Annotated in this window: 19 protein-coding genes; 11 read left to right on the top strand and 8 right to left on the bottom strand. The window is 33.5% G+C overall.

The features are described 5' to 3' along the window. Positions 1–75: 75 nt before the first annotated feature. Complete coding sequence (locus tag WCV66_RS22450; RefSeq protein WP_066325613.1) at positions 76–285, top strand: hypothetical protein; 210 nt, start codon at positions 76–78, stop codon at positions 283–285. A gap of 106 nt (positions 286–391) precedes the next feature. Here the strand turns inward: WCV66_RS22450 and WCV66_RS22445 are convergent, their stop codons facing one another. Together WCV66_RS22445 and WCV66_RS22440 are read right to left on the bottom strand one after the other, a co-directional pair. Continuing rightward, complete coding sequence (locus tag WCV66_RS22445; RefSeq protein WP_338786913.1) at positions 392–874, bottom strand: DUF2798 domain-containing protein; 483 nt, start codon at positions 872–874, stop codon at positions 392–394. Positions 875–987: 113 nt separating this feature from the next. After that, positions 988–1,911 (bottom strand): LysR family transcriptional regulator, encoded by a 924-nt coding sequence (locus tag WCV66_RS22440; protein WP_338786912.1) that lies wholly within the window; start codon positions 1,909–1,911, stop codon positions 988–990. 113 nt (positions 1,912–2,024) lie between these two features. Here WCV66_RS22440 and WCV66_RS22435 point away from each other — a divergent pair, with 113 nt between their 5' ends. The 3 genes from WCV66_RS22435 to WCV66_RS22425 all read left to right on the top strand — a co-directional run bounded on the left by WCV66_RS22435 (position 2,025) and on the right by WCV66_RS22425 (position 4,889). Next, positions 2,025–2,798: a class I SAM-dependent methyltransferase gene (locus WCV66_RS22435; protein WP_338786911.1), complete on the top strand. Its 774-nt coding sequence runs from the start codon at positions 2,025–2,027 to the stop codon at positions 2,796–2,798. Positions 2,799–3,239: 441 nt separating this feature from the next. After that, the gene (locus WCV66_RS22430) at positions 3,240–3,923 is read left to right on the top strand and encodes an HAD family hydrolase (RefSeq protein WP_338786910.1); all 684 of its coding nucleotides are present in this window, start codon (positions 3,240–3,242) and stop codon (positions 3,921–3,923) included. Between the two features lie 216 nt (positions 3,924–4,139). Next, a complete protein-coding gene (locus WCV66_RS22425) occupies positions 4,140–4,889 on the top strand; it encodes a class I SAM-dependent methyltransferase (protein ID WP_338786909.1) in 750 nt (249 codons plus the stop codon). A 117-nt stretch (positions 4,890–5,006) separates the two neighbouring features. Here WCV66_RS22425 and WCV66_RS22420 read toward each other — a convergent pair whose 3' ends face one another. After that, on the bottom strand, positions 5,007–6,170 hold the full coding sequence (locus tag WCV66_RS22420) for an iron-containing alcohol dehydrogenase (protein WP_066325633.1): 1,164 nt from the start codon (positions 6,168–6,170) through the stop codon (positions 5,007–5,009). A 248-nt stretch (positions 6,171–6,418) separates the two neighbouring features. On the opposite strand from WCV66_RS22420, the gene WCV66_RS22415 reads away from it, so the two are divergent. Beyond that, the gene (locus WCV66_RS22415) at positions 6,419–7,630 is read left to right on the top strand and encodes a CapA family protein (RefSeq protein WP_338786908.1); all 1,212 of its coding nucleotides are present in this window, start codon (positions 6,419–6,421) and stop codon (positions 7,628–7,630) included. Positions 7,631–7,703: 73 nt separating this feature from the next. Here WCV66_RS22415 and WCV66_RS22410 read toward each other — a convergent pair whose 3' ends face one another. Both WCV66_RS22410 and WCV66_RS22405 read right to left on the bottom strand, forming a co-directional pair. After that, entirely contained in the window at positions 7,704–8,447 is a 744-nt protein-coding gene (locus WCV66_RS22410) for a PRC-barrel domain-containing protein (RefSeq protein WP_338786907.1), read from the bottom strand. 386 nt (positions 8,448–8,833) lie between these two features. Further along, positions 8,834–9,688, bottom strand: a complete 855-nt coding sequence (locus WCV66_RS22405; RefSeq protein WP_338786906.1) for a DUF4097 family beta strand repeat-containing protein — start codon at positions 9,686–9,688, stop codon at positions 8,834–8,836. 291 nt (positions 9,689–9,979) lie between these two features. Between WCV66_RS22405 and WCV66_RS22400 the strand changes: the two genes are divergently transcribed. The 5 genes from WCV66_RS22400 (at position 9,980) to WCV66_RS22380 (ending at position 14,441) form a co-directional block, all read left to right on the top strand. Further along, the gene (locus WCV66_RS22400; RefSeq protein WP_338786905.1) at positions 9,980–10,498 is read left to right on the top strand and encodes a TetR/AcrR family transcriptional regulator; all 519 of its coding nucleotides are present in this window, start codon (positions 9,980–9,982) and stop codon (positions 10,496–10,498) included. Positions 10,499–10,588: 90 nt separating this feature from the next. Next, complete coding sequence (locus WCV66_RS22395) at positions 10,589–11,494, top strand: hypothetical protein (RefSeq protein WP_338786904.1); 906 nt, start codon at positions 10,589–10,591, stop codon at positions 11,492–11,494. A gap of 17 nt (positions 11,495–11,511) precedes the next feature. After that, complete coding sequence (locus tag WCV66_RS22390) at positions 11,512–11,943, top strand: ABA4-like family protein (protein ID WP_338786903.1); 432 nt, start codon at positions 11,512–11,514, stop codon at positions 11,941–11,943. 294 nt (positions 11,944–12,237) lie between these two features. Continuing rightward, a complete protein-coding gene (locus WCV66_RS22385) occupies positions 12,238–13,647 on the top strand; it encodes a GH1 family beta-glucosidase (RefSeq protein ID WP_338786902.1) in 1,410 nt (469 codons plus the stop codon). Between the two features lie 86 nt (positions 13,648–13,733). Continuing rightward, on the top strand, positions 13,734–14,441 hold the full coding sequence (locus WCV66_RS22380; protein ID WP_338786901.1) for a GntR family transcriptional regulator: 708 nt from the start codon (positions 13,734–13,736) through the stop codon (positions 14,439–14,441). Between the two features lie 429 nt (positions 14,442–14,870). Here the strand turns inward: WCV66_RS22380 and WCV66_RS22375 are convergent, their stop codons facing one another. Beyond that, entirely contained in the window at positions 14,871–15,299 is a 429-nt protein-coding gene (locus WCV66_RS22375) for a DUF2383 domain-containing protein (RefSeq protein WP_338786900.1), read from the bottom strand. Positions 15,300–15,521: 222 nt separating this feature from the next. On the opposite strand from WCV66_RS22375, the gene WCV66_RS22370 reads away from it, so the two are divergent. Beyond that, on the top strand, positions 15,522–17,144 hold the full coding sequence (locus WCV66_RS22370; RefSeq protein ID WP_338786899.1) for an ABC1 kinase family protein: 1,623 nt from the start codon (positions 15,522–15,524) through the stop codon (positions 17,142–17,144). Positions 17,145–17,315: 171 nt separating this feature from the next. Here the strand turns inward: WCV66_RS22370 and WCV66_RS22365 are convergent, their stop codons facing one another. Continuing rightward, positions 17,316–17,726 (bottom strand): SET domain-containing protein, encoded by a 411-nt coding sequence (locus WCV66_RS22365; RefSeq protein WP_066331720.1) that lies wholly within the window; start codon positions 17,724–17,726, stop codon positions 17,316–17,318. A gap of 141 nt (positions 17,727–17,867) precedes the next feature. Then, complete coding sequence (locus WCV66_RS22360; RefSeq protein WP_338786898.1) at positions 17,868–18,881, bottom strand: DUF3231 family protein; 1,014 nt, start codon at positions 18,879–18,881, stop codon at positions 17,868–17,870. Positions 18,882–19,087: the final 206 nt, after the last annotated feature.

Genomic DNA, 19,087 nt, shown 5'->3' with positions numbered 1-19,087 from the left:
TATTAATAATAAACAAAACGAGTTTGGTTACTATATAGAGGTAACTAATTTCAAAGATAAAAAGGAGCGATACTAATGACTCAACAAATTAATGTAGACCAATTAAATCAAGCTAAAGCAAATGTAACTCTTACACAAAATTTATTAAATCAAGCGATCGAAAAGTCCGCATCAGATCCAACTCTAGCTCAAGAAGCAATTAAACAAGCTGCAAATGAGATTGCACAAGCTCAAACAGCAGTTAGTCAAGTTCAAAGTGCTTTTATTGTACAAAAATCAGAGTAAAGATATACTGTACTCATTTCTCCTCACGATAGAGAAGAATTTATAAAAATTCTCTCCAAATGTGTAATAAACAACAAGCAAGCCATCAAAAATAGCTTGCTTGTTTTTACATGGTTAATTCTGGCTTTTGTGTCAATGGTTTAATGAATTTAGCTAATAATTTACGTGAGATTGGTCCAACAATTAACAACTGAGATGGAAGTGCCACGATGAAGTTTAGACCAACTGTTTTAAGGTAAGCTGTGAAAATGGAACCTTCAATTCCGATCATTAACTCCGTTAAAATAATTCCGTATACTGACATAATAAGAACCATCATAGGAACCATACAAAAAGATATTGCAATAATAAAGTTGATTTCTTTTGATTTATCATAAGGTAGTGATAAAGCTAATTTACGCGCTTTCGGTTCAACGAATGACTCTACGATAAAAGCGACGATAAATGTTACAACAAATTGAATGAAAGCACTCTTTACTGTAAACGATGAAAATCCATGTAAAGCTGTGTTGTAAACGGTCATAATAAGAACCATTCCAAAACACATAAAAATACCGAAAATAATTCCTTCTTTTTGATTACTAGGCAATTAACAGCATCCTTTCTTATAGAGCATGAATTTTATTATATATGCATAGATTTTTTTTCATAAGTGACATTTTTGTGAACTTTTTTCAAGCAATTCTTTCCACAAAAGTAGCTTTAGCTTTGTTTTTCATAAATTTCAATCAAAGCTTTTGCATTCATACTTAAATATCGTTCTTTGTTATATGTAAAAACTAATGTGCGGGTAGGATTTGTATCTAATTTAATATAGGCAAGGGAGGCTTGCTGAGCACTTCGGTGAACGATCATTTCAGGAACTATTGTTAGACCAAGCCCATAAATCACAAGAGATTGAGCGGTTTCAATGCTACTTGTTTCATAGGCAATCTGTGGTTCAAATTTACCTCTTGCACATAATTCTAATACTGTCCGACGAAAGCCATAGCCTTGTTTCAATAAAATAAATGGACAATTGGCAAAATCCTCAATAGGTAAGGCGTATTGTTCCAACAAATTAGTAGAAGCTAGAATTTGTTTTAATTTTTCTGGCATCCATTGTTTTGTTTTCTTTGGTAATACAAGATAAAGTGGCTCTGTAAGCATTATTTTCGTCGCTAAACGAGAATCTTCTATCGGGAGTGACAATAAAGAAATATCAACTAATCCTCTCGCGGTTAAGTCTATTAGCCGTTCTGTTGATTCTTCAACTAGTTTAATACAGACATTTTGATACTGTTCTTGATAGATTTGCAGAAGTGGTGGTAAAATATGTCCACCTGTAATAGCTGTTGAGCCAATCTTTAATTCCCCTCTGATTCCTTCTCTTCGTTCAAGGATCTCACGTCTTAGATCATCACGCATTTGTAAGATTTTCTCTGCTTGTTTAACAAAACATAAGCCATCAGGAGTTGCTTCTACTGAACCAGGCTTTCGATCAAACAAGTATACACCAAGTTCTTGTTCCAGTTTGGCAATTTGTTTACTTAAAGATGGCTGTGCAATATGAAGATTGGAAGCAGCTTTTGTAAAACTCTTTGTTTTATATATTTCCAATGCATATTCAAATAGTCTCATGTCCATAATATCCCTCCATAGCCTGTGGCTATCATTATAATAGATTATATATCTTAGTCGAATAGATGTTTATAGATTATTATGAAAATAACAAAATTTCAAAAAAGGAGTGTTATGACATGAGTTCCTCGAATGTTTGGAATGCAGAATTGTACGATAATAAATTAAGCTTTGTATCCAGTTTTGGCAAGGGGGTAGTTGAGCTACTTCAACCACAAAGAGGAGAAAAAATACTTGATTTGGGTTGTGGAACTGGAGATCTTTCATACGAAATTTTTAAGTCAGGTGCGATTGTGACAGGGATTGATTTCACAGGAGAAATGATTGAGCAAGCACGTAAAAAGTATCCTCAAATCCCATTCATTGTTGAAAATGGAGAAACATTTAGAACAACTGAAAAGTATGATGCAGTATTTTCAAATGCAGCCCTTCATTGGATGAAACAAGCTGACGAAGTGGTCGAATCGGTTGGGCTAGCATTACAACCAGGAGGACGCTTTGTAGCTGAATTTGGTGGACAAGGCAATGTTCAAACTGTTATTCGAGGAATCACAGAGGTACTCTCAGGGGAGTATGGAATAAATGTTGCAGAAAGAAACCCATGGTATTTTCCAAGCATAGGCGAATATAGCACTTTACTTGAACAATACGGATTTACAGTATTTTATGCTCATCATTTTGATAGGCCTACCCCATTAACAGATGGAGAAAAGGGGTTGTATCATTGGTTAGATAGTTTTGCGGATGACTTTTTCCCTGAGTTTTCTAAAGAAGAAAAAATGGTTATTTATAAAAAAATAAAAAATAAAATACAATTAGATTTATATAAAGATGGTATATGGGAAGCTGATTATAAGCGTATTAGAATTGTTGCAATTAAGAAAGAAAGTTAAGGAGCCTTTATTTGTTGTTCCATCTATTTATTTATTTAATTATTGAACGTTTTTAATTCAGGTAATATTGACCTCTTTCTGCCTTAAACAAACTGAAAGCTATACTTCATGAAGAAGTATAGCTTTCTTTGAAAACAAGCATATTCTCTATTATTTGATCTTCTTGACCTTTATCAATCACAAGACCTTTCTTTAGGCTTATGTAGGGTTTACTATAACTAGCATTGAAAAGAAGTTAATAGATAAGAACATATTTATAATATCATAAAAAAAAGGAACCCAACTTCAGAAAAATGTGTATTTATTGAAAAAATGTAAATTTTTATAAATAATTCTTGACGAAGGCTATTAAAAGGTAAAAGATTAAATTAAGCATTCTAAAAAAGGAAAAGGAGCAAATAGGCTCTAAATTTAACTTGATTAAAGAGAGTAGGTGGAAAAATGATTAAAGCTGCTATCTTTGATTTTGATGGAACTTTATTAAATCGAGACGAGTCAGTAAGGCTATTTATAGAGGGGCAATATCGTAGATTGAACAACTTGCTAGGCAATATTTCAAGAGAGAAGTATGTTTCTAGATTTATAGAATTGGATAACCGTGGATATGTTTGGAAGGATATAGTTTATCAACGAATAGTCAAAGAATTTGATATTACTAAAATTACTTGGCAAGAACTCCTTCAAGATTATATGAATGAATTTAAGCATAATTGTGTTCCTTTTTCTAACCTCATTAATATGTTAGAAAAATTGAAAAATAATAATCTAATTTTGGGGATAATTACAAATGGAATAGGGAAATTTCAGATGAATAACATAAAAGCGTTGGGTATAGAGAAGTACTTTGAGGTCATTTTAATATCTGAATGGGAAGGAATTAAAAAACCGGAGCCCAAAATTTTTAATAGAGCAATGGAGCAACTTAAAATTCAACCTTTTGAAGGTATCTTTGTGGGAGACCATCCAGTAAATGATGTAAAAGGTGCTCAAAATGTAGGAATGAAAGGGATTTGGAAGCAAGACTCCCAATGGAATCATGTTGAGGCAGACTTTATAATTAATGATCTGGCGGAATTACCTTCGATTATTGCAAAATTAGGCAATCTTAATATTGAATCCTGTTAACCTTATCTTGCTATTTAGTAATGCATCTATTCTTTACCAAGACTGAATCAAGTCATTATTGAAAAATATGAATAAATATTGAAATTACTGTTGTTAAAAGATGAACACAAAAGGAGTCATTATATTAAATTCTATTATTTATTTTGTAAGACATGGTGAAAGAGAGGGAAATAAAATTTAAAGGTGTTTGATTTTTTACATAGAAGGTGGAAAAAAGTGAATCTATTAGAATATGAACGTTTTTATGATAAAGTTGGAAGATTAAACGGTTGGGATTTTAGTAAAGTGAAGTCTATTTCAGAAGGTGTTAAATGGGATTTTTACACAGAAGTAACTAAAAGATGTAAAAACACAGATGTCCTTTTAGATATTGGCACTGGTGGAGGAGAAAATATATTGAAAATTGCAGGTTCATTACTATTCTTGGTTGGAATTGATTTATCCAACGGAATGATGGAAACTGCTCTTTCTAATCTTAGAAAATCCAATTTGTTAAACGTACGATTTTGCCAAATGTCTTCTGATGATTTACAATTTCCTACTGGTTTTTTTGATGTAATCTCATGTTGTCACGCCCCATTTTATTCAATTGAAGTTGCCAAGGTTTTAAGAAGTGGTGGGCTTTTTCTTACTCAGCAAGTAAGTGAAGCCGATAAATTAAATGTAAAAGAAGCTTTTGGTCGAGGTCAATCTTTTGGAGAAATTGATGGGGCATTAAAAGAGAAATATATTCGAGAATTAATAGAAGTTGGTTTTTCAGACGTTAAATCCTTTGATTATGATGCTATGGACTATTATCAAAGACCTGAAGACCTTATCTTTTTACTTAAACATACGCCGATTATTCCTAATTTTGGACAGGAAAAGAAGGATTTTGAAATATTAAATGATTTTATTAAAAACAATCAAACTGAAAAAGGGATTCGAACAAATTCTAAAAGGTTTCTCATAATAGCTAAAAAGTGAGAATGTATTATAAGTTATCAGATTAATAAACTTCGTTCCTAAATAAATACATTAAATAATGAGCCCTTTGAAATCAATGAAAAAACCTCGATACTAATGTAAACGAGGTTTTTTCCGTTACTTTGCTAAATGATAAATGTTTAATACATCTTCTTCATTTAACTTAACAAAGTTCCCTAAAGGTCTATTCTCAGTTCCCTTCTTTGCCATTTCTTCAAAGTGATCTGAGTCAATATTAACTTCCTTCAATGTGATCGGCATACCGATTGAGCTGAAAAATTGTTCTGTTTTCTTGATTCCTGCTAGGGCAGTTTTTTCAAGGTTATTTAAATCAATTTCAATATCCCATACTCGGTTAGCGAATTGGACAAAGCGATTGATGTCATGTTTATAAACGTATTTCATCCATGCTGGGAAGATAATGGCTAATCCGGCTCCGTGTGCAATGTCATAAATACCGCTTAGCTCGTGTTCAATATCATGACTAGCCCAATCACCGATTCTCCCTACTCCTAATGAATCATTATGAGCGATTGTTCCCGACCACATAATTTCAGCTCTTGCAGCATAATTCGTTGGTTCTTCAATAACAATATGTGCATTATTTATGATTGTTTTTAGTGTCGCCTCACATAAACGGTCAGTTACTTCAACATTCTTTTCATTTGTAAAATATCTTTCTAAAATATGGGCCATCATATCTGTAATCCCACATGCTGTTTGATAGGAAGGTAATGTATATGTAAGCTCTGGATTCAAGATCGCAAACTGTGGTCTCATCGTAATATGTCCTGTTGATCGTTTATACCAGCCATCTTCATTTGTTATCACTGTTCCAGAACTTGATTCACTTCCTGCTGCAGGAATTGTTAAGACAACTCCAATCGGCAAACAAGCTTCTATCGTGCTTTTTCCTTCAAAGAAATCCCATACATCGCCATCATAGTGAGCACCAGCAGCAATCGCTTTTGCAGAATCAATTACACTTCCTCCTCCAACAGCAAGGATAAAGTCGATGTCATTTTCCTTACAAATTGCGACACCTTCTCGTACCAGACTAACTCTAGGATTTGGTTTAACGCCACCTAATTCAAAAATCTCAATATTTTGTTCTCGTAAAGAGGAAACAACTTTGTCATAGAGTCCACTATTTTTAATACTGCCTCCGCCATAATGCAAAAGTAGCTTTTTACTATAAGAAACCGACTCTTGTCCAACTAATTGTTCTTTATCTTTACCAAAAATAAGTTTCGTACTATTATGAAAAACAAAATCTTGCATGTTTTTCCCTCCCATACTAGTTATACAATTTTATATATTACGTTTTATGGCATATAAAAACAAGCGCTTTCATGTCGAATCTAAAAAAATAAGTATCAGCTGAAAATTTTCACTAGTCTCTGTACAATTTAATCTATGATACACAACTTTTGTATCATAATTTTCACAAATAATGTAACAAACACAGTACTTTTTTCGTTATAAAAGTATTAAACTATTTATGATCTATAAATAAGGGGATTGGAAAAATGCATAATGAAAACAACTTGAATAGAACTAGAGTTAAAAGAAAACACAGGAGATTGAAAAAGTCTGTTAGGCACTTTATCCTTTTTAGTTTTTTGATCATCATTGGAGTTTTCATTTTTAACCTATTTAAGGTTGAAGAAGTTTCTACTGATCAGACTAAAACGAAGCAGGAACAGAGCTTAAAAGATAGTGAAAAGCAAAAGCAGGAACAAAGCACAAATGAGAATAAAAAGCTGGAACCCGTAACAGAAACCACGATTAAAATAAGTGCTGCTGGGGATTTTACACTAGGAACCGATGAACGTTTTGAGTATACAGATTCATTTGTCGATGAAGCTAAAACAAATGGACTTCCCTACTTTGTTGAGGGGTTGGGGACGACCTTCTTAGAAGATGATCTAACAACTGTAAATTTAGAAACGACTTTAACAACTGCTACGGAGAAGGCAGATAAGACATTCACTTTTAAAGGAGATCCTTCTTATACACAAATTTTAGAACTTGGTGGCATAGAGGCTGTAAATCTAGCAAACAATCATATCTTTGATTACTTAGATAAAGGTTTTGATGATACGATATCAGCACTAAAGTTGCATGAAATCGGATATTTTGGATATGACCATCATTATATAAAAATGATTAAAGGGGTGAAAATAGGTGCGTTAGGATATGAGGGATGGGGGGATAACCCTGAAATACGCAATACTGTTGAGCAGGATATTAAGGCATTACGCGAAAATGATGTAGAGATTATTTTGGTTCATTATCACTGGGGAGATGAAAAACAGTACGTCCCAAATGAAGAACAAAAATCATTGGCTAGGTATACGATAGACAGTGGGGCAGATCTTATCCTTGGACATCATCCACACGTTGTACAAGGAATCGAAGAATATAAAGGGAAATTTATCGTCTATAGTCTCGGCAACTTTATGTTTGGCGGAAATCGAAATCCAAGTGATAAGGATACCTTTGTATTTCAACAAATCTTTCATTTAAAAAACGGGGATCTCACAAACAAAAAAGAAATCAACATCATACCTTTCTCAATTTCATCAGTTTCCAATCGGAATGATTATCAACCAACCGTTTTAAGTGGATCTGAATCTGATCGTGTATTACAGAAAATCATTGATGTTTCCAATCAAATAAACGGGGTTGATTGGCTTGTATATGAAAGTGATGTAAATGAAGTTAATGTAGGACAATAGAAAGTACTGAGAAATCCTCTATTACATTCCGATTTGGAGTGCAATAGGGGATTTCTTAGTTTAAGTACCATAATTATTCATTAAGATCCAAAGAAATTTCAATTAAGACTTTAGCCCCTTCGTCGTGTAAAACTTTAATATCCTCACCAGATAATATAGTACCCTTTTCAAACAGCAACTCACCTGACTTGCTAAAGATATCCTTTTTGATTGAATTTCCTTTTAATAATTCAATTAACTTGGCTTTTAATGCTGCTTTTCTATCTGTGTTGTTCTGACTTACTGCTCCAGTTTGTATAGGAGTAGCTTGCTGCAGATTCATCATCTGTTCTGAAATTTGGTTGTTGATTTCTTGTAAGGAATCATTTATGATTACATGTTCTTTCCCTAAAGAGATAACATTTTCAATCGGAAAATACGTTTCTTTGTTACCGGACAATATGAGTAGATTTTCTAATTGACCAGTTCCCTCATTGAAATAATAGTCAGAAACCTCACCTGAGAGAAATCCTTTTCTTGTCAGCACTTGTGAACCAATAATATGAATCTTTTTATTTAATAATTGATTCACAATAGGAATCTCATCTAAGTCGATAACTGAATTGTCATGTTCTACCATCACAGCAGTTTCTCCAATTCCAACAATCTTTTTAAAAGGAACCGCTTTTACACCAACTTGCCAATCTTCCTGTTCCACCGTTAAAAAATCTACAGAAAAATTATCAGGATTGATAATCAACCCTTTGATTTTTCCGATTTTTTTAACCCCGGAAATACTAATAATGGGTAGATCTAATAATTCATTGCTTTTTTTCATTTCCCCGCACTCCTGTTCCATCAGTATGACTATCCTTTATCACAAGGAAGTTTATTTGAAATGCTGTGGTTAAAACATTTATTTATAAAGCAGGTATATTTCACTTGCATTTATATACAAAAACTGTATTAAATTAAGTAGACCAATACCCTAATTCACATTTATATACTTATATGTTTTTTAAGTATAGTTGTGACTGAAAAAAAGAGTTTTAAAGAGACTTTTAATGAATGAAGCCTAGATTGAGTTGTGAAATGAAATGTAGATGTTTAGCGAGGATTGAGTATCTAAGCTATCTATCCTACTCGATAACAATGGGAAATTCAGCTATTTTCCAAAAAAAGAAAAACAGCATATTTTCTATATGCTGTTTAAGTGTAGGGGTACTATTTCACCTCAATTTTTCCACTATTTACATCTAAATCTAGATCATGCTGACCTGAACCATGCTTTCCTTCAATCCTATCTTTTTCTTCTTTAGAATCTATAAGTGAAAAATCAGTTGAGATTGCTCCACTACCTATTTTTCCGTTTAACGTAAAATCAGCGTTGGATGGTAAATCAAGTGTTGCAAAACCAGAATTTACTTTAACTTTAACAGAGTCGGATAATTTGTTCATTTTTAGAGTGAGTTGACCAGATGTAGCCTGTGCCTCCACTTCTCCGGAATAATCCTTTACATCCAATTTTCCCGAGCTCATGTTAAAGGAACCTTTCTTTGTAGTTAAGGATTCAATTCCCACATAGCCTGAAGAGCCATCTTGTTCGAAGTATTCTGTATTAATATTGCTTAATTGCACATGGCCTGAGCTCATATTTAATGTAAGGTTTTTTAAATGCATAGGCTCATTTTTTGATTCTCCAGAAAAGGAAAGTTTCCCTGAACCACTATCAATCACCATATTACGATCATAATCTTCTGGAATGTAAATTGTTAAGTTCTTTTTATTAAAAAATGAAAGGAAATTGAACTGATTTTTTGATTCAAACTTGACCTTAATTGCATCACCATTTTCCTGCACTGTCACTTTTCCCTTTCCTTTGTATTCAGCTTTTACGTTGTTTCTTTTTTCAGGAATTATTGTTGTGCTCACACTTGATACATCAATTTCAATCAAATCAATTTTTTCTGTTACTTCTATTTGATTAATGCTCTGCCCGAATGATAACCAGGAGGTGTTTGTGACAATGAGTAATAAAAGACCGACAACAAAAAATAGTAATACAAAAAGTTTTTTCAATGAGATACCTTCTTTCTAACACTATATTTTCAATTGGATATGCTAAGGAATATCGATAAGTTAATATTAAATAATTAAGGAAATTCTTACAATGAACTAAGGTTTTATTTGCATCTAAGGCTTGAGGCGTATTGTAGAAAATTGAGAACGATCTCCGAGGCAGACGATAGCGAAATACAAAAAATAAGCTAAATCATATTCCTTAAATATTAAAAAGTAATCTTGACAAAAATTTCAATTTTTAATAAGATTTATTTATTGATCAATAAATAGATAAAAGGATTGATTCTAGTGGCTGTCCGTGAAGATAAGAAGGAACAAATAATTGATAATGCAGTAGGGGTATTTGCTGAAAAGGGATATTACAAAGCAACAACTGCAATGGTGGCAAAGGCTTCTGGAGTAACACAGCCATATGTGTTTCACTTTTTTGCAAACAAGGAAGAATTATTCAAAGCTGTTATTGATCGTGCCTTTAGTCGAATATATGACACATTTGCCGAAGTCAATGGACCAGCTGATCAATTAATCGAAACGATGGGGCGTGCATTTACGCAAATTATCCATACTCATCGTGATGAAGTTTTGATGGTCATGCAAGCTCATGCTATTTCAGATGTAGGTATTCGTGACCATGTACGAAAGTTGTTTCTTACCATTTTTGAATCATTAACCATGAAATTTGAAAGAGCGGGAATTAATCAAGCAAAAGAAACAGCAGCACATTTTATTGGCACGGGATTGCTGATTACTGTTGCAGAGGTCTTAAATTTACCACAATTATGCAATGGAAAAAATGAGGTAGAGTGAAAAAGAAGGAGTAATTAATCTTTCTTTTTTTTGTAACATTATTTATTGACTGATAAATAAATAAATCCAAATTGAAAGAAGGGAAAAATCTTGGCGAATTCTATGAAATCAGGCAGACATGATACGAATGAACCTGTAATTAAGCTGTTTGAAGGAGAAAAGTGGCTTGTCGTTACGAGTAGTATTGGTTTTATACTTGCTGCAGGGATTGCAATTTATCTTTTTTTTCAAGATCCAATTATTTTACCTGAAGGTAATGTAAAGGATGCCTTTTCATTTAATACAGCAATCGGTGTCTTTATCCTATCTATTGCAGCGATTTTACCTTTTTCGCAGTTTAGAGATCGAAGTCGAAAGATGATGCGGTGGCTCTTTATCATAACAGCTTTATATGCCTATGCAGTCGAGACGATTCAAAATTTCAGAGGGCTAAATCCACGATTTTCTCGTGAAGGATCTGTTTTTGATATAATTGCTGGAATCCTATTTGGCGTTGATTCACTAGTGCTTGTGACACTTGCCTTGTTGCTTACGATTCAGTTTTTTCGACTTAAGGCTCCTGTTGAGCGACCGTTGCTTATCCTAGGAATTCGCTATGCCTTACTTTCTGTTTTCGTAGCAAATCTTGGGGGTGTATGGATGATTTTGCTTCAAGATCGATTTACAGGTGATGCAGGAAATTTAATTGTATTACATGGAATTGGCTTTCATGCTTTACAAACATTGATTGTGCCTGGATGGTTTTTGGAACGAGCCCAAATAAATGAAAAGTTAAAAAAATCACTCATTCACTATGGTAGTATTGCTTGGATGCTATCAATTATTGTCATAGGTATTCAAACTGGATTAGGCAACACTGTTTTTGAATTATCAACATTTCCAATCCTTGCGATCATTTTGTTATTTATTTGGCTAGGGACGACGATTTTTGCAGGTTGGCAGTTTCTTAAAAGGGTGAGGAAATCCACTTTCTTAAAACAAGATAGATCTCTTTAGGGAAAGGGGAAGAGTAAATGTTTGAGCTATTGTTTTCACTCGCGAGTATTGGGATAGTGGTTTGGTTGCTGATGATCGTTCTTCCTACATGGAGAGTGACACGTTTTCTTGCAGATCTAAAAATATTTCCAATCTATTTATCAATCCTATATATTGTCGGAATCATCACAGTTATTTTTATGAATGGCATCGGTTTTATGCAGTATTTTAGCTCTGCAACCGGAGTTATTCAATTACTGTCAGAACCTAATTTTGCCTTATTGGTATGGATCCATCTTCTTTGCTTCGATCTATTCGTTGGACATTTTATTTATCAAGAAAATTTGGAGTACAGATTTATCCCATTACCACTCCAATCAATAATATTATTTTTGACACTTATGTTTGGGCCTTTGGGATTGTTGACCTATGTTGTGTTAAGAAAGGCAAGAAATCGTGAAGGAAGTTAGGGTTAATTGCTTTACTATTATTTATTAATTTATTTTCAAAAGGTAAGTAAGGGTTATTTTCATTTTTATCTAAAAGGACGTGATCCAGTAGGATTAATGTCTTTTTTAATTGCACTCGGTTTTAATTAGTCAGATTATAGCAAATACTATTTTTGTACTTCTATTTAACTATTTTAAGAAGTTTATGTAGTCAAATATTGAAAAAAAGTATATAATCACTTTAAATATTTGTACCAATAAATATAATATATAGTAATGAATATAATTGGTTGGATTAAAAACGGAGGGTATAAAATGAAGTTTCCACATGATTTTTTATTCGGAGCGGCCTCTGCTTCTTATCAAATAGAAGGAGCATGGAATGAAGATGGTAAAGGATTAACAAATTGGGATGTCTTTTCAAAGATTCCAGGTAAAACGTATATGGGAACAAACGGAGATGTAGCCATAGATCATTATCATCGATACAAAGAAGATATCAAATTAATGGCAGAGATGGGTCTTGAATCATACCGATTTTCCATTTCATGGGCACGTATTTTGCCAACAGGAGACGGAGAAGTCAATGATAAAGGTTTGGAATTTTATAATAATGTAATTAATGAATGTTTAAAGTACGGTATTGTTCCATTTATAACACTATATCATTGGGATTTGCCTATTACGCTTGAAGAAGATGGGGGATGGACAAATAAGCGAACAGCTGAAGCCTTTATTAAGTATGCTGAAGTTTGTTTTCGAGCATTCGGGGATCGTGTCAAACATTGGATTACGTTTAATGAAACGGTTATGTTTTGTGGGTTAGGCTATCTAAAAGGAGCACATCCGCCTGGTATTCAAAATGATGAGAATAAATATTTTCAAGCGACACATTACGTGTTTTATGCACATGCAAAGGCTGTAGAGGTATATAAGGAAATGAATCATTACGGAGAGATTGGTATTACACATGTTTTCTTACCAGCGTTCAGTGTAAATGATCATCGTGAGAATGTAGTAGCTGCTCGACATGCCAATGAATATGAAACCTTTTGGTATTATGACCCAATTTTAAAGGGAGAATATCCTTCATATGTGGTCGAGCAATTAGAGGAGAAAGGTTGGACGCCAAGTTGGACGGAAGAAGAACTTGCTACATTAAAAAGAAATGCAGGAAAAAATGATTTTATAGGACTTAATTATTACCAACCGATTCGAGTAGAAAAAAATAACAAGGCTGTTTCATCCATGGAACATTCAAGGGAAACGTCTACTCTAGCTCCAGGCAATCCTTCTTTTGATGGGTTTTATCGGACCGTAAAAATGGAAGATAAAACATATACAAAATGGGGATGGGAAATCTCACCTCAAGGATTTTTAGATGGGCTGCATATGTTAAAAGAGCGTTATGGTGATATTAAAATGTATGTAACAGAAAACGGACTTGGTGATGAGGATCCGATAATTGATGGGGAAATAGTAGATGTTCCTCGTATTAAATATATTGAGGAACATTTAAAAGTCATTAAGCGTGCAATCAAAGAAGGCATTCATTTAAAAGGGTATTATGCATGGTCTGTCATAGATCTATTAAGCTGGTTAAACGGATATAAAAAGCAATACGGATTTATCTACGTGGATCAACAAAACAATTTAAACCGCAAGAAAAAGCTGTCGTTTCATTGGTATAAGCATATTATTGAAACGCGAGGAGAAGAGCTCTAAGAAAAATGAAAACCTCTTGATTTTAATCAAGAGGTTTTGTGTATAATAGAGGCAGTAAATAATTGAACGAATAATAGGGAGATTATATGGCTGTAAAATATAAAGAAATAGCTGATTGTTTAGAACGGGATATTAGGGATGGGAAATTTGATACAGCAAAAAAGCTGCCGACAGAAGAAGAACTGATAAATAATTTTAAAGTGAGCCGAAATACGATCCGAAAAGCAATTAATCAGTTAGTCAATCTCGGGCTTATCTATCAGGTGCAAGGTAGTGGAATGTTTTTACGGGAAAAATCCATAACAGATTATATAAATTTAGGCAGTCTTAGAGGATTAACAAAAGATTTAACATCTAAAATAATAGAGACGAAAATTCTGGAATTACATGTGGTAACAGCAGAGGAAGAAATAGCAAAACAATTGCGTTGTGAAGTGGGAGCAAATCTTTATTATATTAAGCGGCTGAGAATTGTTGATAAAGAACCCTTCTCAATTGAAATAAGTTACTTTAAAAAAGACATTGTGCCATATTTAAATGAAGATATTGCATCGAGTTCTATTTATAGGTACCTTATTGAGGATTTAAAATTAAACATAGGATTTGCTGATAAAGTAATCAATTGCGAAAAAATTGGTGAAGCAAATGCGGAATTATTGCTTATTAAACCATTAGATCCAGCATTGATTATTGAAAATACAGTATGCTTAACCAACGGAACCATCTTTGAATTATCTAAATCAGTATTTCACTATGAAAAAGCAAAAATCTTAAATCGGATTAATTTTAAATAAAATAAGAAATCGGTTAAGACTTCTGTTCTTAATCGTTTTTTTTTGATGACATCAGTTCTGCTTGGTTTATCACGGGAAAACCATGCTAACTATCTATCAGGTAATAAAAGAAAATAAGCTTTTCATAAAGAAGTGGTAACATTTGACTTAATACTTTTAATGCATTCTTTTTATTTTATTGTCCAATAAGAAGACCAACTACCTTTTGATGGTCTTCTCAATCTTATTTTTTGGCTCTTTTTAAGAGATTGTTGTTTTTTAAACAAAGACTGTTAAAGGTTGATGAGCGGAAGTGCGAGACTCTTTCGGGAACTGCGATAGGATGTTCATCGCCTCCCCGTGGAAAGTGAGCATCTTTTCGCTGCAATCAACAACACCACCACACTACTTGGTAAATCGCAACAAAGTTTGCTAAAACAACCTAATTTTTTAATGAAGTAAGTGTCTTAAGTGTTCAACATGTCTTCGGTTATTATCAATTACTTCTTCAACAATTTGCTTACTAGTTGGATCTAAATCACCCTTTACAAGTTCCTCTGAATATTGCACACCATAGTTATCTACTCCTTTTAGAGCATCTTCAATAATTTTTCTTGAATCATTAGGGAGCATGATTTTATGCATAAAGCTATGCATTGATCCAGAGACACCTTCATCGTCAGCTGGAACTCCGCCTAGATTCTGTATTCGTTCTGCTATTTTCTGGGCATTAAGCTTTATGTCCTGTTGCATTGATTGAAAGTTATTCTTTAATTCATCATTTTCTACCGCTTGAATATAGTGTTCAAGTGAACGTATACCCATATATGTACCCCTTAATAAAGTGTTTAGTTCCTCTATAATTGTCTCATTTGTCATAAACACACATCCTTTCTACCCTATTATGATGCCTATGCTTTGAATTATTCCTAGTTTGTATCTTTAGAGGAAGTACTCATTTCGCCTCTGTAACTTATCTTGGTTATTTTTCTTTCATTAGTCCCACAACTTACGATAAGAAGGAGAAGTGTCCATTTTTGTTGAATTATTTTAAGTAAAATACTTTTTCAAATAATTGTTAAAAGAAATGAGAGGTCCGTGATGAAAACTAAGAACAAGTTAGTTCGGATGTCAAAGGTACTATCTATGGCTTTTATCATCATCATACAAATTTATTGGTATAAAATTCGAAGAAAGCCTGAAGTAGAATGGGAAAAGTTGTGGGAGAAAATAGGGGAGAGGTTTCGCAATACACTTTTTGAATTAGAGGGATTGCTCATTAAAATTGGTCAGATTCTGAGTATTCGCGCCGACCTACTTCCAAATGCATTTATCCATCAAATACAAGATCTTACAGATAAGGTTCCCCCATCTAACTGGAGTGAGATTCAGGTGATTTTAGAAAAGGAATGGGGGAGTTCACTTGATCAACACTTTCTATTAATTGAAAAAACTGCAATTGCTTCAGCGTCGATAGGAGAAGTCTATAAAGGTATTTTGAAAGATGGTACAGAAGTTGCTATTAAAGTTCAACGTCCTAATATACAGTCAATTGTGCAAACTGATTTCCGGACTTTGGGTATCATTATTTGGTTTGCTGATCACTTTGTTCCTATTCCAAAAGGATTTATTAATTTTAAAGTCCTGTTTAAGGAACTAAAACAAGTGATTGAACGAGAACTTGATTTTACGAAGGAGCTAAAAGCCTTGCTCTTATTTAGCGAAAGATTTAAGGATATGGAAGTAGTACAGGTTCCTTCAGTGTATTCGGAACTCAGTACTTCAAAGGTACTGGTGATGGAATGGGTTGAAGGAATAAGGCTCACAAATGAGGAGGCTTTAGATCAGTTAGAAGTTAGCCGTCAAGAATTGGCTGGGCGACTCCTCCAAGTATTCCTTCCACAATGGCTTGAACCTGGTACATTCCATGCTGACCCACATCCAGGAAATATACTTGTTTCAAAGGAAGGAAAAATCATCTTACTTGATTTCGGAATGGTAGGGGAAATTACCAAAAAGGATGCTACTTATTTTCAAGGTTTAATTGAAAGCTTTCTTAGTAAAAATTATACAAAAGCAGTGGATTGCTTGTTTCATTTAGGATTTTTGCTCCCTGGCGCTGAATCAAGAACGATGGAGAAGCTACTAGCTGAATTTATGTCCTTTCAGCCTGACCAGTTAAAAGAAATGGATGTTATTGCATTAAAATTGGAAATGAATGATATGATTCAAGCCCTACCCATTCAGGTGCCAACTAGATTTGTCTTTTTAGGTCGCTCTTTTGTAACGATAGAAGGCATTCTCCTCAATTTGGCACCAGAGGAGGGGCTTATTGATTTAATGAAACCTGTTTTTATGGAGTGGTTGAATAAACAAGGGAATAATAAATGGTCATTTGTTTGGCAATGGATTCAATCACAGCCGATATTTAAGCTGTTTCATTCTGTTACAGAGTTTTTAGATGCTCCTAAAAAATTAGAACAAATAAAGGAAATCGAGCAAAGAAGACAATTTCAATTCATTATCTATGAAAATCATAAAAAACAGTTATTCCAATTAACTATATTTGGCTTCATCGGAATTGCTGCAGGTATCTATACCATACATCCCCTTATATTGAAGCTATCAATTGGAGTATCTTTTATCGCTAGTGTAGGGTATTTTATTTGTAGTTATAAGCTGAAGAAGTGGATGAAGTACATGCATGAAAACCGGAGAGGTTAGAGTTATTTGTATATACAAAAGCCTCTTGGTTATTGTCCTAAGATCTTGTATAAAAATGGACGAATTAATACCAAGAGGCTATTTAAGTGATTATACGAATTAAAACTTTAAGAAGTGGGTCTAATTCGCTATGGTGTGTACTATTAGAATTTAAGAGTAAAAGGGTAATAATCAGTCTTTTGTTTCATCCTTGTCATTTGCAATCTCATCTTTATTGAACCATAGTGGTTCGTTGTCATCAACTTCACCATTGTAGTTAATAAGAATCTCTTCCCCAGCTTTTATATCTTTGTATGCAAAGAAATCAAATGTATGGTTTTTAAAATTGATATCATAAGTAGCATTAGGCTCATACGAATGATTAAATAGCATACCATAGCCTAATAATATCGCAGTGTGGTTTAGTCCATATTCAAATGCATAATCGTCAAGTAACGTTTTTTCGATATGAACATGCTGCTCATTTGGATAAGAAATGACGGGTGCTTCATGAAGAAGAGTACCTTTTGCTATATCAGTCGTTGCAAATACTCCTCTATTGAATTCCCCATCACTGAGTGGGGATGTTTTAATTTCGATAATGTTAATCACCTACGAGTTCTTTAAAAGTATTTTATCTTCACTATCTTGACAGTTTATAATGAAGAAAGCAACTGTTTTAACGAACCTTATTAAAAAAAGATCTTCAATCTTAAAGATTAACATAGGATTTTGTGTAAATAATTATTTATGCTCCGCCAAATTTTCTCGGTCAGAAGCTAAAGGTGGTTGTTCCAACCATCCGTTACTTATTAATAGTTCTGCTCCATCTTCAGCATATAACCCTACCTCAGCCATAAGACGTGTGTATTCAAAAGCAAGGTCTCTTCTTTGAGAAACAGATACCCCAGCTCCAAAATATCCGACCGCTGAGGATACTAAGATGACAATATGATTTAACATTAGTTTATCTGAATAGGGCGGAACAGTTGAATTTGTTACCTCAGATACCCAAGAAGCTGGAGATGCTAAATTATCTTTCGTTAAAGTGGAACTAAGAATACTGAACTGTTTTTCACAAATATCTTTTCCTCTTTGGAAATACTTTTTAACTTCTTTTGATTGACAGGCCTGTCCAAAGCCAATTTCTAAAACAACCTTCGCGATAATCTTTAGCATGTTAAAATTAATCCCACTAATTTCTATGGCATTTAAGGGACGTTTTTTCCCAAACCACCCCGATAAATATCGTTGATGATCTACAAAGTCAATTTGATTTGGTGTATTAATACGCGGGGGTTTACTGTAAATGCCTTTATTCAGCATAACATCTATGGTCCGTTCGTATAACTCCATTGTTTCTTTATTACATTGAATGAAATAGGCTATTAGGTCTTTGCGGGAAGAAGTGCCTACAGCACCAGCATAGCCAGTTAAACCTAGTAATGTCATCACGTGCATATATACTAACATAAAGGTATCTGTAAATAGAGGAGGGGCATTAAGGTTAACATCTTCTTCTTTGGTGAAACCCTTTGGAACGGGAAAGTTCTCTTGTTTCAGAAATTCCTTAATTTTGTCAATATGGTTTTCAGCTATCTTAAGAGCAAATTTGAGTACTTCCTTTATATCTTCATCTTGTGCCTTATCAATAGAATGATAAAGAATACAAATTGATAAAGAATCATTCATATATTGAGTCCAAAGATTCGCTATTTCTGCTGAAGTAAGTTCAACATTATGATTGATATTTTCCACGAAAAAACCTCCAAAAATTAATAACGCTACTCTTCATTTGCTTCATTAAGATTAATTAATATATTTAAATTCACCTATTATTTGTGGGAATATGTATCTAAATTCTAATTTGTAAGGTTGAGCTTGCACTTGGGAATAAAAGAATAAAGTGACAAAGACCATTTCAAGTTGAATGCGAAAATGCGGATTAAGCGTAGGTATCTTAT

The sequence above is a fragment of the Metabacillus rhizosphaerae genome (assembly GCF_037201795.1).
GTDB classification, from domain to species: Bacteria; Bacillota; Bacilli; order Bacillales; family Bacillaceae; genus Metabacillus; species Metabacillus rhizosphaerae.
This window is presented reverse-complemented; position numbering and strand designations above follow the sequence as displayed.

Bases quoted from the DNA above. Each gene is read 5' to 3' on its own strand.
- WCV66_RS22450 (WP_066325613.1), top strand. From the start codon at position 76: ATGACTCAACAAATTAATGTAGACCAATTAAATCAAGCTAAAGCAAAT.
- WCV66_RS22370 (WP_338786899.1), top strand. From the start codon at position 15,522: ATGAAAACTAAGAACAAGTTAGTTCGGATGTCAAAGGTACTATCTATG.
- WCV66_RS22430 (WP_338786910.1), top strand. From the start codon at position 3,240: ATGATTAAAGCTGCTATCTTTGATTTTGATGGAACTTTATTAAATCGA.
- WCV66_RS22375 (WP_338786900.1), bottom strand. From the start codon at position 15,299: ATGACAAATGAGACAATTATAGAGGAACTAAACACTTTATTAAGGGGT.
- WCV66_RS22415 (WP_338786908.1), top strand. From the start codon at position 6,419: ATGCATAATGAAAACAACTTGAATAGAACTAGAGTTAAAAGAAAACAC.
- WCV66_RS22390 (WP_338786903.1), top strand. From the start codon at position 11,512: ATGTTTGAGCTATTGTTTTCACTCGCGAGTATTGGGATAGTGGTTTGG.
- WCV66_RS22435 (WP_338786911.1), top strand. From the start codon at position 2,025: ATGAGTTCCTCGAATGTTTGGAATGCAGAATTGTACGATAATAAATTA.
- WCV66_RS22440 (WP_338786912.1), bottom strand. From the start codon at position 1,911: ATGGACATGAGACTATTTGAATATGCATTGGAAATATATAAAACAAAG.
- WCV66_RS22385 (WP_338786902.1), top strand. From the start codon at position 12,238: ATGAAGTTTCCACATGATTTTTTATTCGGAGCGGCCTCTGCTTCTTAT.
- WCV66_RS22420 (WP_066325633.1), bottom strand. From the start codon at position 6,170: ATGCAAGATTTTGTTTTTCATAATAGTACGAAACTTATTTTTGGTAAA.
- WCV66_RS22380 (WP_338786901.1), top strand. From the start codon at position 13,734: ATGGCTGTAAAATATAAAGAAATAGCTGATTGTTTAGAACGGGATATT.
- WCV66_RS22410 (WP_338786907.1), bottom strand. From the start codon at position 8,447: ATGAAAAAAAGCAATGAATTATTAGATCTACCCATTATTAGTATTTCC.